Consider the following 15121-nt stretch of genomic DNA (forward strand, 5'->3'; position numbering starts at 1 on the left):
GGAGTGTAATCGATGCGAATCATCGAAACAACGGACGTCGACGTCCTGGCACGACTCAACCGGTACGTCCATGAGCCGCATGTGCGTCAGCAACCGCATCATTTTAAGCCGTACGACGTTGATGCCGTCCGTGCTTTTTTTACGAAAATCGCCGGGGAAGCGCTGTATCAGTTCCTGGTCCTCGAAGTGGAGGATGAAGCAATCGGTTACGCGTGGATTGAGTACGTCAGACGTGCTGAGAGTGCATTTAAGTTTGCTGACGCGAAAGTCCGTGTCCATCATCTCTGTATCATGGATACGAAACAGCAGAACGGCTACGGTCGCCTGTTGCTCGAAGACATTGAACGGCGGGCACGCGAGCAAGGAATACATAAGGTTGAACTCGATTACTGGATGAGCAACGACGGGGTCGATGTCTTTTACGAGCGAATCGGTTTTGAAAAAACGCGGCAAGTTGTCGCGAAGTCGCTCAACTAACGAAAGCAAGAACGATGTAGGTACGGATAATATAGAATTGAATTTCATTTTTGGACTGTTGCGTATTGCGGTGCTCGTCATGGCGATTCTGTCAATGGTGTACGCGCTGTATCTGTTACGCAAGATTACCATTAAATAAGAAACCCCTTGTTTCCGGTCTGAACTGAGCCCTAGAGTTTGGACAGTTTAATAAAAGCACCCTTAACGTATTAAGCTGCTATGAGATGGCTTCGGTATTGTACCGGAGTCATCTTTTGTAGTTTCCATTGTCTTCGTTCGCTATTGTAATAATCAATGTAAGCATCGACCATGGCACAGACCTCATCGAGGTCAGATGCTAATTTATAATCGACATAATCTTTCAAGTGCCCAAAGAACGATTCCATCGGGGCATTATCCAGGCAGTTTCCTCTACGGGACATGGATTGAAGCATTCCCATCTCACGGATGCGTGTTTGATAAGCAGGATGCGTATAATGGAATCCTTGATCGGAATGTATCATGGCTTCCGGGTGTATATTCCCTTAAAGTCGTTCTGCGAGTTTATTCGTTGTATGAAGGACTAGTTCCATATGGAGGCTTGTAGATAGATGATGTGCCATAATTTCACGTGTAGCGACATCCTTCACACAAGAGAGATAAACAGTTTGACCAGATCCAATACGGAGATAAGTGATGTCTGTGACGAATACCTTACCAGGCTCATCTTGATCGAACCGACGGTTCAAGTGGTTCGGTACAGTCTTATGTTCATATGTCGATTTAGCGATTTTACGATAAGCGTTCTGCCTACGGATTTTCGTCACGATTCCAAACTTCCTCATGATACGCAAAATACGTTTATGATTCATCGGTCCACCAATAAGATCAAGCATCTCCATGTAAAGACCACGATAGCCGATTTTTCCCTTGTGACGATCATGAACACGTTTTAGAAGTAGGTAGTCCGCATAGTCGCGTTCTTCCCGAAGGGAAACACTATCCGTACGTGCGAGCCAGGCGTAATAACCACTGCGGCTCACTTCAGCGAGCGTACATAGATACGTCACGAATCGGCCCGATGATTGCTTCCGTAAGACAATATTGATTGCCTGATAGCGCTCAGATGCGGTTAGTTTCGATACTTCGCCTCTCTTTCGAGAGCGTCGAGCTTTTTTAGTAATTCGTTCTCCGCTGTGAGGTACTTGATTCGTGCTTCAGCTTTCGCAAGGCGTCGTTCGACGGAATCATCTTTTTTCGGTCGACCTCCAAGATTTGATTTTCCACGTCTCTCATTCAAGAGTCCTTCTTCTCCATAAATGCGATAGGTCTTCCGCCATCGTTTCAACGCTTCATTCGTTGTTCGCTTACCGATCATGTCCAGGTCAAAGCCGCTTTCTTCAAAGATTTGTATCGGTCGCTTACCAGCTAAATTCTCACGTACAGCGTGAATCTTAAATTCTCCTTTATATTGAATCGTACGATCTGATACCGAGGCTACGTGAAGATTCGCTTCAAGTTGTCTGATTTGATCTGGATTGAAGGTACGTCTGTTCATGAATAATTCTCCCGTCTAAATTGAATAGATACAGTATATCGATATCTTTAAACACAAAAAACCCCGAATGGGGTCTTTTATCAAGTGTCCACCATTCAGGGTTCAGTTCAGTCAGGGAGACAAGGGGTTTTTCTGTTAAATAAGGGACTTGAGCGAGTAAGTCAACTGAAATCAGGGTATTTTTTTAAAGAGCGACGTGTCAGGAAAGCCTTAGAACTAGGAGGGATTGGATGTACTTTCTATTCATCGGCTATTACGATGCAGAAAAGATGAATCAGTCCTCGCAAGAAGAGCTCGATGCCGTCATGGAACGCTGCAATCCACCATTGGAACAGTTTTTTAAGCAGACGCGTGTCTTGCAGGAGTGGCACCCGGGAGCGGACACGAAACAAGCCAGATTGTCAGGTGGTCAGATTGAACGGCAGGATGGACCGGATACGCGTAAAGCGGAGCAAATCGGCAGCCTGATCCTTTTTGAAGCGGATGATTTGGAGCAGGCCGTCGACTTGGCGCTGCTCCATCCGACGACGCAACTTGCGGAAGCGGAACAGTACGGCTGGCGGATGGAAGTGCGGCCGCTGCTTGATGTCAAGGATGCTTAAGGTCAAATTAGCCACTTGCCGGGTTATATGTAAAAACAAAGCTCGACTTCCCGAAGCACAACGGGAACTCGAGCTTTGTTTTCGTATAGTGGATCATCCGTTTTAGTCATGACCAATCAAACCGAGCAATGTCTTGTGATGCGTCGCGTCACGCGTCAGAAGCGATAATTCACGTTTGACATCGAACCCTGTAATCGGCAATGTCCGGATTTCCGGGGGAAGCCCGTCCTGGAAAATCTCCGGTAAGATGGCAATCCCGAGCTTAGCACGGATGAAACCGAGCACGCTTGACCCGAACTCCATTTCGGAAGCAGCCGTATAAGTGGCACCGCGCTCCTGGAACGCCGCCTTTAAGATGTTCGTCGAGTCGCAGTCGGTCGGTAACGACAGAAACGAAGCAGCCTCAATCTGGTCGAACCGGACGTCGTCGCACCCCGTAAACCGTTCATCTTCACGGTGGAAATAGAGTAAAAACTGTTCCGTATAAAGATGCGTCGACGGATACGGATGGTCGATTTTCCGGTCGTCGAGCAGGACACCGTCGTAATGGTGTTGCTCGAGTCCTGCCATCAATTCGACATACGTATGGGCCGTCTTGATTTTGAGTTCCGGACCGTTTGCCGACGGATGGAGCGCCAAGTGTTGCGGCAAGTAGGACATCGCGACACTCGGCCATGACCCGAGTGTGAACGTAACCTGACCCTGCAATTGGTCGATTTGCCGTTGCATGTCGCTCAGTTGCGACAAAATCTGTAAGGCTTGAGCATAAACGATTTCGCCGGCTGGCGTCAAAGCGACCCCCGTCGCCGAGCGGTGAAAGACGTTTGTACCGAGATCGTGTTCTAAATTCTTAATCTGTTTACTGAGTGCCGGTTGTGTCAGATGTAACAGCTCACTCGCTTTCGTCAAACTTTTTGTTTCAGCCGTCATCTGAAATGCTTCCAACCATTCCGTTTTCATTGAAATCCCACGCTTTCTTCGTCGTTCACTGTGATTGACGATACAGCAGAACCGCTCGTGGCGACAATCAATTCGCTCAAATTTATATATTCCTCTTTTGGAATATTCCTTTTTGGGTATATAGAAGATATAGAAGAGGTGACAGCCATGACAGAACCGATGTTACAGATCATCGTCGCCTTAGCAGACGCAAACCGTCTTGCGATCGTCGACTTGTTGAAACGGGGACCGTTGACGGTCGGAGAGATTGCGGAGCGATTGAGTTTAAATCAACCGCAAGTCTCGAAGCACTTGCGGACGCTACATGATGCTGAGATCGTTCAGGTAAAACCGCTCGGTAATCGGCGGATCTATCATTTGCGTCCGGAAACTTTTTTTAAGCTGACGGCGTGGAGCCAATCATTCGAACAACAAGTCGAGGAACGGATGTTACGCCTTGAATCGTATCTTTTAGAGCTGCAGGAAAAACCAACTGAAGGAGTGACGGATGATGACTGAAAAGTTGAAAACGACGCTTGACGGATCAACCTTAATCATGGAGTGGACGTTTGATGCACCGCGTGACCTGGTCTTTTCTGCTTTCACAGAAAAAGATCACCTCGAGGCATGGTGGGGACCAGCCGGCTGGGAGACGGAAATCAAGCAGTTCGAGTTCGTCCCGAACGGCATTTGGCATTACTGCATGCGGTGTCAGGATCCGGCACAAGGAGACTTTTACGGGATGGAGTCATGGGGGAAAGCAATCTTCCGGAGTATCGACGCCCCGGTCCGTTATGCCCATGCCGATTATTTTTCCGACGAGGCAGGAACGATTTCTGAAACCTTACCAGGAAGCGAAAATGAGACGACATTCGAAGCGCTTGACGGAAAGACGCGGGTCATCTTCCGGTCTGATTTCGGGTCAGCGGAAGCCGTCCGTCAAGTTCTTGAGATGGGAATGAAAGAAGGGTTCACGTCACAATTAGAACGGCTTGACCACTGGTTAGCTGTCAACGTAAACACATGATAAGTCGAAGAAGGACGATCCTCGAGCGGGATGGTCCTTTTTTTACGGTCGTCACGCTTCGAAATCATGAGCTTCATAATACCGGACGGCTTCCCGCCAACTCGAAAACCGTTCAATCAATAATGTTAATGAAGGCGCATGGTGTTCGCGCGCCCACCGTGCATACGTCTGACTCGTCAAACGATCACCTAGTTCGTCCGCGGCTTGCCGTAATCCATTGAGACAGTCTTCGTTCGTAAAACAGCCGTTTGAGGACAAAGCAAACTGTTCCAACGCATTTTTCCACGTCCCGTAATGGCGGATGATCGTATTGCTGCTGACCATGCGACGCTCGGTCTCGCGTAAGTCGGAATAGCGTTTAATCGTCACGCGCGTTCCGTATGTTTCGACGTAATGAGCGATGCTTTGTTCCACCGTCCAGCGCTTTTTTGGTCCTGTTCCTGGTTTTGGTCGGTTCAATGTCGACAGTTCTGCCGGTGTCAGTTGTCCTTCCGTGATAACACCCGCTTCCTGCAATAAATTCGTCCAGGAGTCAAAACGCTGTTCGAGTTCTTCGAGTGGCGGGTAGGGAAGATAGGCAGCGAGCTTTTGATAATGTGCTGCTCTCATCGGCTCTGGGTGAATATGATGGAGTCCTTGAATCAAGCGGATAATTTTTTGATAGTCCGTCAAATCGGGTTGAAGTGCGTGAGTGGTCTTTCGCATAGCGGAGTCTCCCTTAAAGTGGTGAAAAACTTAAATCTAGTGTAGCAGTTCGTCACGGGTTCGTTAACTAACAAAACCGTAAGATAAGGAAATAATTAATCAACGACTACGATAAGCCGATCATCCATATGATTTTGTTCTAGAAAAGAAAAAAGTGTGTTGAAAGCGTTTAATATCTGGAAAATGAACCGATAGTAGGGAGGGAACGAATGACTGGGGGAATGGATGATGAAATGGTGGTCAGCGAACCGACAAGGAAACGACTTTGAGAAAGCGCGTGCGTCGGTCGCAAGCGAAGTCGAGCTCGAACTCGGGACAGATTTAGTGAAACAACTCCGATTGATTGATTTAACGGTCGAGGATTTACAAAACGTCCGGGTCATCCGTGATGACGTTAAAGACTGGATGCCACAGATGGTCGATGCCTTTTATGCAGAACTCGTCCGTGTGCCGGAACTCAAGCAACTGATTGAACGGCACTCGACACTTGAGCGGTTAAAAGGGACGCTTGCGACGCACATTTTACAAATGTTCGAAGGTAAAGTGACGACAGATTATATTGCGGTACGGCAACGGATTGCCATGCGTCATGTTCAGATCGGCCTACATAATAAGTGGTACATCGCCGCTTTTCAGAATGTATTAAACGTCTTTAGCGGACACGTCGAACGAAGTACTTGGCCGGAGCTCGAAAAGATGAAAATGTTGCGTTCTGTCGGGAAGTTATTCAATCTCGAACAACAAATCGTTTTGACGATGTATGAAGCGACTGTCGACGAGGAACGTCAAGGTGTGCTGGAGACGAAACAGCGTGTCGGTGCCGCCGTCCAAAAATCAACCGAGGAACTGGCGGCGATGAGTGAAGAATCATCTGCAAGTTTCCAGGAGATGGAGCGGCATGCGAACAACGTTTCGATGACGACGGAGAAAATCTCAAGTCAGTTGGCAGAAGCCGTCAAAGAGGCGGAAGATGGTGTCAAGTTGGTCGAAGCAGAGACACAACGCTTCGAAGCCGTCGTCACGGACATGAAGGCGACGACGGAACAGGTCGCCCAGCTCGCCTTCTTGTCGCAAGAAATCGAGCGGATCGCCGCGATGGTAACAGCAATTTCCGATCAGACGAATTTATTGAGTCTGAATGCTTCCATCGAAGCGGCACGCGCCGGCGAGATGGGGCGCGGTTTTACCGTCGTTGCCCAGGAAATCCGCAAGTTAGCGGAAGAAAGCAAACGGTCAGCCGCGGAAGCGTCCGATATCGCGCAGGAAATCACGTCGAAAATGATGACGGTCTCGAGTCAGATGGCGGGAACGGAACAGTCAGTCACGCAGACGACGAATGAAATGGCGCGTGTCGTCTCGGCCTTCACGATGATTTCGAATCAGACGATCCATGTCTCAAAACAACTCGTCGACTTGTCGAGCGATACCCAGGATGTCGCCGGCACAATCGAAGGAATGCGGACCGTCGCAGAATCAATTGCCGAGACGGCGGATGACCTGCAGGAAGTCGCAACGACGTTATGACGGAAGTTGCGAACTAAAAGGCGTAGCTCCCGCTTCGGAACTACGCCTTACGTCTATAAAAGAGTAGCAATCAGGTGACTTCGGTATCGTGCCGGAGTCGCTTTTTTAGTGCGCTTGCATAGGTGTTTCACCACGATGCGGTGCTCAGCGAATCGTTTTTAAGGCCGTCGCCCACGGGATGACCTGGTCAAGCATTTGGTTCACGGAAGTTTCCTGGACGGATGCCGCCTTTAACACAGCTCCATTTTCAAAATCCGTGAACAATGATAAAGCGGGGTGGACCCGGACATCGGCAACCATCAATTCACCTAAGATGCCGCGCAAATGTTCTGCCGCACGCGCACCGCCGACTGAGCCGTAGGAGACGATCCCTGCCGCTTTGTTATGCCACTCGACCCGGAGGTAATCAAGGGCATTTTTTAAGGAAGCGGAGATTGAGTGGTTGTACTCCTGGGTGATGAAGACAAACCCATCTTGCGCCGCAATTGCTTCAGACCAGGCGGCTGCTCCTGTTGCGTCGCCGTCCTTTTCACCAAGCAGCGGTAATTTGTACTCGGCGATGTCGATGATCGTATAGTTGGCGTCGCCGCGTTGGTCGGCCAGTTGTTTGACCCAGCTGCCTACCTGCGGACTTAAACGGCCTTCCCGTGTTGAGCCTAAGATGATGCCGATGTTTAATTTTGTCATGATCGTTTCCTCCTCTTGAAGTAGTGTTTCCTTCTTAAAGATATTCTTTTTCAATCGTCCGTGTGCTTCGGACGGTATCAATCGGACGGACCATTTGTTCAATCTGTAGCCGTTGGGATTCGAGGAATGGTGGCAAGGATAACTTTTCTCCGACCGTTTCGTACGGCTCATCGCCTAGGAAGCCGGGACCGTCTGTCGCCCATTCGAACAAGACACCGCGGGCGACCCGTGCATACAGGGATTCGAAGAAGAACCGGTCGACGTAGCCGGATGTGTTGAATTGTAACTGTTGCATCCGCTCGATCCATTCAGTTAAGGCAGCCGTGTCTTCGACGCGGAACGCGACGTGGTGGACGGTGCCGAACCCTTGACGTCCACTCGGCAGTAACAGGTTATGCTCGACGATGACCTGGGCGCCGTTTCCGCCTTGACCCATTTCAAACAAATGCAGGGAACCGGCTTGATCGATTTCCCGCATCAGCATCGCTTTTTCCAAGACGTCTTTTAACCGGTCGAATTCCGCGATCCGGATGTGAATCGGACCTAAACCGGTAATCGCGAATTCTAATGGAACGGGCCCGTTTTGCCACGGGGTTCCGGAGGCGATGCCTTCGTTCAACTCGTCTGAAATCAGCATGTACTGCTGGTCGTCGAAATCGACGAACGAGAGCGTCTGTTTCCCGAACTGTTCCTTGATGCCGCGATGCTTGACGTCATATTTATCAAACCGTTTAATCCAGTAGTCAAGCGCTGCATCCGTCGGGACGCGAAAAGCAGTTTTAAAGATTTCATTTGTACCGTGTGTTCCTTTTGGGATGCCGGGGAAATCAAAGAATGTCATATCCGTCCCGGCTGACCCTTTGTCGTCGGCAAAAAATAGATGATAGGTCTGAATGTCATCCTGGTTGACGGTCTTCTTGACGAGACGCATCCCTAAGACATTTGTGAAGAACGCATAGTTTTTCTCGGCACTGCTTGTGATCGCCGTGACGTGGTGGATTCCTTTTAATTCATTCATGAAAATCGCTCCTTTGATTATTATCTCGAATTCGAGATATCTATTAAAAAAATTAATGGTTTTGTGCCTGATAGCCGACTTTTTTAGCGGTGTTAATCAACGCTTCGATGTCAGACGGGTCAATTCCTTCGAACACCTGATTGATTGTTTTCTCATGTTCCGGAAAAATCGTGTCCATTAATTCTCGGCCTTCTGTGGTCAGTTCGGCAAATGTCACGCGCCGATCAGTCGGACACGCCTGCCGGACGACGTAATTCTTTTTTTCAAGCTTATTGATGACATAGGTGATGCTGCTGCTCGTAATCAAGACTTTTTTACCGATCAGTTGAATCGGTTGCCTTCCTTTATGGTACAGCAACTCGAGTACGGAAAAATCGGTCGGATTCAAGCCAGACTTGGCTACATCCTTTTTGATGACTTCATGAAGCGCATCGACGGCCCGAACCATGACGGTCAATGCTTTTAAGTTCGGATTCGGCTGTTCCATGTCGTTCACCTCCATTTATCTTTAATTCGAATATCTGTAATTCTAATATCTTTAATTCGAGATAAATATAACATCTATTGATTACGTCGTCAATTAGTTTGATTCTCTGCATGCTGACGATATAAAAAGAGGCATCCTGTAGCGTACAGGATGCCTTAAAACAATTTGAACTTGCTTTTCCGTGCCTGTCTTCTACCACGTCAGCTCGTTTAAGAAGGTAAGAATCTCTTCATTGATGTCGTTTCTGTCCTGACCTAACGTCATCAAGTGTTTTGATTGGGCAAACCCCTTAATTGATTTTTGATCTGACGCCACGCGGTTAAAAATCTCCTCGGCACTTTCTTTGTACAGGGGCGTGTCTAATTCTCCGTACAGGATGCGAATCGGCGAATCGATTTGCACCAAGTTGTCCCGTGTTTGGTTGACGAGCTGTTCAAAATCGACCAATGAATCAACGGGGAGATGCCGGAGCGCTTCCATTTCTGACTCGATTTGCTGCTCCTCTTTCCCTTCAATCTGTTTATAGCGTCGGGCATAATATAGCAGCCGTTTTTGCAAGGAACCGGCTTTCTTGTACATCGGCACAGACAGTGTTACAACACCGTTGACCTGCAATTCCTGTCCCAGTTTTAACGCAAGGACACCGCCAAGCGAAATACCGACGACGGCGATTTTTTCAAATCCTTTGTCCTGCAACAGTTGATAAGCGTCGAGTGCATCCTGCCACCAGTCGGCTGGTCCATAGGTCAGAAGGTCTTCTGCCGGCAGACTATGACCACTAAGTACCGGGGTGTAACACGAATACTGATTTTGCTGCAAATAACGTCCGAGCGGTTTCATGTCGTTCGGACTACTTGTAAACGAGTGTAAGAGGAGAACGGCGCGTTCACCTCCTTCATAATAGACGGGTTTGAGCGGTGATAGTTTGATGACCATAAGATGCCTCACTTTCTAGGTGTCGATTTGATTTTACGGTAATCCAATCATGATTGCGCAGTACCGGCGAGTGGCGTCTAACAATAGAAAAATCCAAACGGTTCACTTTTTCAAGTGTATCCCATTTGGGCTCTGCGCGGTTTTCATTATAAGGAAAATTTGTTCGTTTGATCTTCCAGGTGACGGGATGTTGTGTTCAAGGTCTCGACAAGCGTATGCAGGCCCGTAATCGTCGCAATCATTTGTTCAGAAGCGGCTGCGACTTCCTCATTGCTTGCGGTATGTCCCTCTGCGACCGTGGCGATTTCGTGCAAGGCACTGCGGATGGTTTGTTCCGACCGGGTGACTTGTGTCATCTGATCGGTCATTTGTGCCATCGACGAGGCGACGCTTGTGACATGTTCAGCGAGGTGACGGAACGAAGCATCCGTCTCTTTAATATCCGTTTGTCCGGACACCGTTTCCTGCAGCGTCAAGGCAAAGGTGCTTTCCATCTGCTGCGTATTTTCCTGGACGCTTTGGACGATTGCCGCGATTTCGTTAACACTGCTTGCGACATGGTTCGACAGTTTTTTGACTTCGGACGCGACGACAGCAAAGCCTTTTCCTTGTTCTCCGGCACGTGCTGCCTCAATCGCGGCGTTCAGTGCAAGCAGATTCGTCTGCGCGGCGATGTCGCGAATGATTGTGACGAGCGCTTGGACTTCCGTCGATTGTCGTTTCAGGTGCTGGATTTGGTCTGTTGAAGCGTAAACTTGTTGATGGATCGTTTCCATCCGACTGACCGACCGTTCCATTTGGGAACGTCCGGCGTCTGTCATGTCACGCATCTCAGCTACCGTCATCTGGACCTGTTCACCTTCCGTCGAAGTCGCCCCGATTAATCGCGAGAATGCATCCATTTCATCCGTCAATGATAACGTGACGTGGGTCTGACTTTCGGTCCCGGTCGCGATTTCGGTCATCGTCTGTGCGATTTGTGTTGAACCGTCGAGGACTTCCGTTGTACTGTCGTCGATCGATTGACTCGTCTCATGGACGAGAAGTGACGTCTGCGAGATGTCGGTGATCATCGTCCGTAACATGTCGTTCATCTGTTTAATCGAGTGGGCGAGCGAATAAATCTCATCATGCGATTTGATTTCGAGCTGGGTCAGTTGTGTATCCGCCTGCCGAAGTTGCCCGGCCGCGATGTTTTCCGAGACGGCTTGGAGCGTCTCGAGCGGTTTCAGCTTCCGTCCGAGCATATAGTACAAGGCAGCTAAGGTGAGTGCAAGTAAAATCAGTAATAAACCGATGAAGAGCGGTAGGTTTTGTTTGAGTAAAGTTGTCGACAGCGCATCGACGTCTTTTGCAGCGATATCGACACCTAATATGCCGATGATTGTGTTCGAGGCATCTTTCAGCGGTACATAGACGCTGACGTATTGTCCGTATTCCGGATCATCAATCACGTCCGTCGTATGGGTCTCACCGTTCAAAACGTGTTTCATGTCCTGCGCGACGGCACCTGTCGCCGGGTCATTAATGGCTGCGGCTTCTGCTTTCGGTAGACCGTCAATCAACAAATTGACTTTATTTTGGTCGATCGTTGCCGTATAGGCATACAGTAAACCGTTTTGCTGACGTAACGTATCGAGCGATTCACGAAGCGTTTCATAATTCTCGGAAGCGGTCGGATTGCTCAAAAATTCAGCGTAGGCAGCCGTGTCGAATGTTTTTGCGATGCGAAGAGCGTCTTGTTCCGCTGTTTTTTTAAGCGTCGAAACCGCTGTTTGGTTCGTGTTGTAATAAAGGGCGGCACTACTAAAGAGGAAAAAAATGATGAGGATGGAGCTGATGATCAGTAACAAACGTGTACGAATGGAATGGGTTCTTGCTTCAGTCATAGATGGACCTCCTGGTGGATTTCTAGTTGGTGATATATATACTATCGGTCTGAAAATTATTTTTTCGATGTTTTAAAATAAAAGTTCAATTTTTTTGAATGGAGAAGTTGTGACGGTTTAAAATGCAGGACGGTCAGGTTTGACAAATCAAAAACAAAGGAATTATAAAAAAGTACGTGAATGCTAGACAATAAGGGAGTTGAGACTTATGACAAAAGCTTTATTTTTAAATTGTTCATTAAAATCGTCAGATGAATTATCGAATACGGAAGCCTTAATCAACGAAGTGATTGCTTATTATCAAGACTTTGACATCGAGTCGGAAATCGTTCGCGTCGTCGATTATAACGTCGCCTATGGCGTGACGACTGACGAGGGAGACGGGGACGAGTGGCCGGTAATTTTTGAAAAGGTAAAGGCTGCTGACATCGTCGTCATCGGGACACCACTTTGGCTCGGTGAGAAGAGCAGCATCGCGACGCAAGTCATTGAACGGTTGTATGGCGGCAGCGGGTTAACAAATGAGAAAGGGCAATACATGTATTACAACAAAGTCGGGGGAGTCATCGTCACGGGGAACGAGGACGGGGCGAAGCATGCATCGGCGTCGATCCTTTACGGATTATCACATATCGGCTTTACGATTCCGCCGAACGTCGATACGTACTGGGTTGGCGAAGCGGGACCGGGTCCGTCCTTCATTGAAGCAAATGGAAAAAACAACGCGTTCACGCAAGGGCATGCGAAAGTCATGGCCTACAACTTGATGCATTTCGCGAAGCTGCTGCAAGCTCACCCGATCCCGGCTGAAGGCAACGTCGTTGAATAATCTACTTTCATATTGAAAAACTAAACGATTAAAAGGAGCGGTTGATTGTGATCGAAAAAGTGACAGCAGTCTCAAAAGGGATGCACACGGAAGGTCAGGCAGGGATTCATACGATCCGGATTGATGAACCGGAAAGCATGGGTGGTGGAGATCAAGGCGCGAATCCTCTTGCGACGCTACTCGTCGCCCTCGTCGGTTGTGAAAATGCGGTCGCGAACTTCGTCGCAAAAGAGATTGAGTTTGATTTACAAGGAATCGACTTTGAAGTCGAAGGTTCGATTGACCCGCGCGGCATGATGGGTGACCCGTCTGTCCGGACACAATTCAAGCGGGTCACGGTCCATGCGAAGGTCACGACATCGGAAACGGAAGAACGGGTCCAGGAATTGCAAAAAATCGTCGATGCCCGTTGTCCGATTTCGACGACACTCGTCGCAGCGGACGTCACACTTGTCGCGAATTGGACGAAAGCGTAAAAAACACCTCCGAAATCTAGACCTGTACAAGGCTAAGATTCGGGGGTATTCTTATGACATCTAAGATAAGAGGGGGATAAACAATTGAACTTAACAGTCTTACCAGAAGAATTATCGGTCGTTCGCTATGCGGTTGAAGCCACACTACCAGAATGGATCTTTCAGAGTGGATCATTTTGGAACATCATGAAAACACGTGATGAGCTATCGGTCGTCTGCGAGACATCCAGTATTCCGACAGACGAGACATACTTAAAAATCGAGTCCGGATTTCGGGCAATCAAGGTCGAAGGTCCACTTGATTTTGCATTGACGGGTATTTTATCCAAGCTGATTCGTCCACTTGCAGCACATGAAATCAGTATCTTTGCTTTATCCACATATGATACGGACTATATTCTCGTAAAAGATGTCACGCTCGAGCGAACGGTTGAACTGTTCCGGGCAGATGGCCATCAGATTGTTTGAACTTGTGCTTAAACCTAAAAAACGGTCATTTCTCGAAAAAAGATTCGGGCAATGACCGTTTTTAGTTGGCGTAATTAGTAGGCCGTACTTAAAAAATTAAAATTGGTTGAGAAGCTCACTTGCACGATTGGCATCAATCGCGAAGTAGAGCTCTTTTTTGAGCACTTCCTCTTTTTTTAACTGATTCAGAATGAGGCTCGTTGTCTCTCTTGTGGAACCGATCATTTGTGCGATGTCAGTGTGGGTAAGTTTCAAATCGATTGATTGCCACTGTTTGTGTCGCGTGCCCGATTTTTCACTCAGCTTCAGCAACAAATAAACGATTCGGTATTTCACATCATTTAGCGCGAGGTGCTCACTGAAGGAGTAGACATCCTTTAGTCGATTTGACAAGACTTGAATCAATTTCATCGCAATTTTTGGATTACTTTCGATGAATGTTTCGAACTGATCAGTTGGCATGATACAAAGGCACGTATCTGTCATGGCTTCTGCATATATGTCGTCGTCCGTCAACGATAGTGTTGCCGTTTCTCCGAACGTGTTGCCACCAACTAAAACATCAACTGTGAATTGCTTGCCTTGTTTATTCATCCGATACAAACGAACTTGTCCTTCTTTTAGAAAAAATAGTGCGTCTTGCCGTTGATGCGGCGAGAGGATAACGTCGCCCCGTTTCAACTGGACCATTTCACTTGCGTCATTAATAAGTTGCAATTCGTTCGTCGGAAGTTCTTCAAACAAGCTGATTTGCGACAAAAGCTTAAGTTTATCCATGTTATTACTCCTTTTGGTCATCTCTTCATCAAGATGAGGATTGTCTTTTCACTATAACTGGTTTTCATAGATTTTCTAAACAGATAGTTTCGAATCAGCAGCAAACATGAACAGGTAATCGCCGAAAGTGTAAGCTGGCTTACACGCGTAAGCATTCGTCTTGGAGAGAGAAAAGACTGCGTGGTACGGTATGCGTGTGGTAAAGAAACCAACAAAAAAGTGTATGAGGAGAGATTACAAATGGTTGAAAAAATTACAGCAGTATCAAAAGGTATGTATACAGAAGGCGTTTCACACGGTCATAAAGTCATCATCGATGAGCCGGCGAAAATGGGCGGAACAGATGAAGGTGCAAATCCACTTGCAACACTGCTTGTTGCTTTGACAGGTTGCGAAAATGCGATTGCTAACTTCGTCGCAAAAGAAATCAACTTCGATCTGCAAGGAATTGAATTTGAAGTGGAAGGCACGCTGGATCCACGCGGTATGATGGGGGATGCATCAGTTCGTCCCTATTTCGAACGCATCACAGTCAATGCAAAAGTCTTAACAAGTGAATCCGAAGAACGTGTACAAGAATTGCAACACATTGTGGATTCACGTTGCCCAGTCTACACGACTATGGTCGCTGCAAATGTTGAAATGGTGCCAAACTGGACAAAAGCGTAAACGAATAAATGAACTATTCTTAACTGCAGCATCAATATAATATGTAATCTGTCACACGCAACGCGTTCACTTCC

General features: G+C 47.8%; 17 protein-coding genes and 1 pseudogene. 9 read left to right on the plus strand and 9 right to left on the minus strand.

Annotated features, from left to right (window positions below; all coding sequences use genetic code 11):
• Window positions 1–12 precede the first annotated feature (12 nt).
• A complete protein-coding gene (locus A0126_RS17550; protein ID WP_088837062.1) occupies window positions 13–477 on the plus strand; it encodes a GNAT family N-acetyltransferase in 465 nt (154 codons plus the stop codon).
• Between the two features lie 209 nt (window positions 478–686).
• Here A0126_RS17550 and A0126_RS17555 read toward each other — a convergent pair.
• A pseudogene (locus A0126_RS17555) lies at window positions 687–2014 on the minus strand (IS3 family transposase).
• Between the two features lie 230 nt (window positions 2015–2244).
• On the opposite strand from A0126_RS17555, the gene A0126_RS17560 reads away from it, so the two are divergent.
• The gene (locus tag A0126_RS17560; protein ID WP_088837063.1) at window positions 2245–2616 is read left to right on the plus strand and encodes a YciI family protein; all 372 of its coding nucleotides are present in this window, start codon (window positions 2245–2247) and stop codon (window positions 2614–2616) included.
• Between the two features lie 102 nt (window positions 2617–2718).
• Here A0126_RS17560 and A0126_RS17565 read toward each other — a convergent pair whose 3' ends face one another.
• On the minus strand, window positions 2719–3576 hold the full coding sequence (locus A0126_RS17565; RefSeq protein WP_088837064.1) for a LysR family transcriptional regulator: 858 nt from the start codon (window positions 3574–3576) through the stop codon (window positions 2719–2721).
• A gap of 147 nt (window positions 3577–3723) precedes the next feature.
• On the opposite strand from A0126_RS17565, the gene A0126_RS17570 reads away from it, so the two are divergent.
• Both A0126_RS17570 and A0126_RS17575 read left to right on the plus strand, forming a co-directional pair.
• On the plus strand, window positions 3724–4074 hold the full coding sequence (locus A0126_RS17570) for an ArsR/SmtB family transcription factor (RefSeq protein ID WP_088837065.1): 351 nt from the start codon (window positions 3724–3726) through the stop codon (window positions 4072–4074).
• Window positions 4067–4582: an SRPBCC family protein gene (locus A0126_RS17575; protein WP_239456887.1), complete on the plus strand. Its 516-nt coding sequence runs from the start codon at window positions 4067–4069 to the stop codon at window positions 4580–4582. The genes A0126_RS17570 and A0126_RS17575 overlap by 8 nt, the downstream gene beginning before the upstream one ends.
• 51 nt (window positions 4583–4633) lie before the next feature.
• Here the strand turns inward: A0126_RS17575 and A0126_RS17580 are convergent, their stop codons facing one another.
• A complete protein-coding gene (locus tag A0126_RS17580) occupies window positions 4634–5287 on the minus strand; it encodes a homing endonuclease associated repeat-containing protein (RefSeq protein WP_088837067.1) in 654 nt (217 codons plus the stop codon).
• Window positions 5288–5515: 228 nt separating this feature from the next.
• Here A0126_RS17580 and A0126_RS17585 point away from each other — a divergent pair, with 228 nt between their 5' ends.
• The gene (locus tag A0126_RS17585; protein ID WP_088837068.1) at window positions 5516–6811 is read left to right on the plus strand and encodes a globin-coupled sensor protein; all 1296 of its coding nucleotides are present in this window, start codon (window positions 5516–5518) and stop codon (window positions 6809–6811) included.
• 144 nt (window positions 6812–6955) lie between these two features.
• Here the strand turns inward: A0126_RS17585 and A0126_RS17590 are convergent, their stop codons facing one another.
• The 5 genes from A0126_RS17590 to A0126_RS17610 form a co-directional block, all read right to left on the minus strand.
• Complete coding sequence (locus A0126_RS17590) at window positions 6956–7498, minus strand: NADPH-dependent FMN reductase (RefSeq protein WP_088837069.1); 543 nt, start codon at window positions 7496–7498, stop codon at window positions 6956–6958.
• Between the two features lie 34 nt (window positions 7499–7532).
• Complete coding sequence (locus A0126_RS17595; protein WP_088837070.1) at window positions 7533–8516, minus strand: ring-cleaving dioxygenase; 984 nt, start codon at window positions 8514–8516, stop codon at window positions 7533–7535.
• Window positions 8517–8568: 52 nt separating this feature from the next.
• Window positions 8569–9003: a MarR family winged helix-turn-helix transcriptional regulator gene (locus tag A0126_RS17600; RefSeq protein WP_088837071.1), complete on the minus strand. Its 435-nt coding sequence runs from the start codon at window positions 9001–9003 to the stop codon at window positions 8569–8571.
• A 192-nt stretch (window positions 9004–9195) separates the two neighbouring features.
• Window positions 9196–9939 (minus strand): alpha/beta hydrolase, encoded by a 744-nt coding sequence (locus A0126_RS17605; protein WP_239456888.1) that lies wholly within the window; start codon window positions 9937–9939, stop codon window positions 9196–9198.
• A 146-nt stretch (window positions 9940–10085) separates the two neighbouring features.
• On the minus strand, window positions 10086–11828 hold the full coding sequence (locus A0126_RS17610) for a methyl-accepting chemotaxis protein (protein WP_088837072.1): 1743 nt from the start codon (window positions 11826–11828) through the stop codon (window positions 10086–10088).
• Between the two features lie 208 nt (window positions 11829–12036).
• Here A0126_RS17610 and A0126_RS17615 point away from each other — a divergent pair, with 208 nt between their 5' ends.
• The 3 genes from A0126_RS17615 (at window position 12037) to A0126_RS17625 (ending at window position 13601) form a co-directional block, all read left to right on the plus strand.
• A complete protein-coding gene (locus A0126_RS17615; protein ID WP_088837073.1) occupies window positions 12037–12657 on the plus strand; it encodes a flavodoxin family protein in 621 nt (206 codons plus the stop codon).
• An 80-nt stretch (window positions 12658–12737) separates the two neighbouring features.
• Window positions 12738–13133, plus strand: coding sequence for an OsmC family protein (locus tag A0126_RS17620; RefSeq protein ID WP_088838483.1), 396 nt, complete (start codon window positions 12738–12740; stop codon window positions 13131–13133).
• A gap of 84 nt (window positions 13134–13217) precedes the next feature.
• Window positions 13218–13601, plus strand: a complete 384-nt coding sequence (locus tag A0126_RS17625; protein ID WP_157898478.1) for an ACT domain-containing protein — start codon at window positions 13218–13220, stop codon at window positions 13599–13601.
• A gap of 96 nt (window positions 13602–13697) precedes the next feature.
• Here the strand turns inward: A0126_RS17625 and A0126_RS17630 are convergent, their stop codons facing one another.
• A complete protein-coding gene (locus tag A0126_RS17630) occupies window positions 13698–14378 on the minus strand; it encodes a Crp/Fnr family transcriptional regulator (protein WP_088837074.1) in 681 nt (226 codons plus the stop codon).
• A gap of 240 nt (window positions 14379–14618) precedes the next feature.
• Here A0126_RS17630 and A0126_RS17635 point away from each other — a divergent pair, with 240 nt between their 5' ends.
• Window positions 14619–15047, plus strand: coding sequence for an OsmC family protein (locus A0126_RS17635; protein WP_088837075.1), 429 nt, complete (start codon window positions 14619–14621; stop codon window positions 15045–15047).
• Window positions 15048–15121: the final 74 nt, after the last annotated feature.

The organism is Exiguobacterium sp. N4-1P (assembly GCF_002214325.1).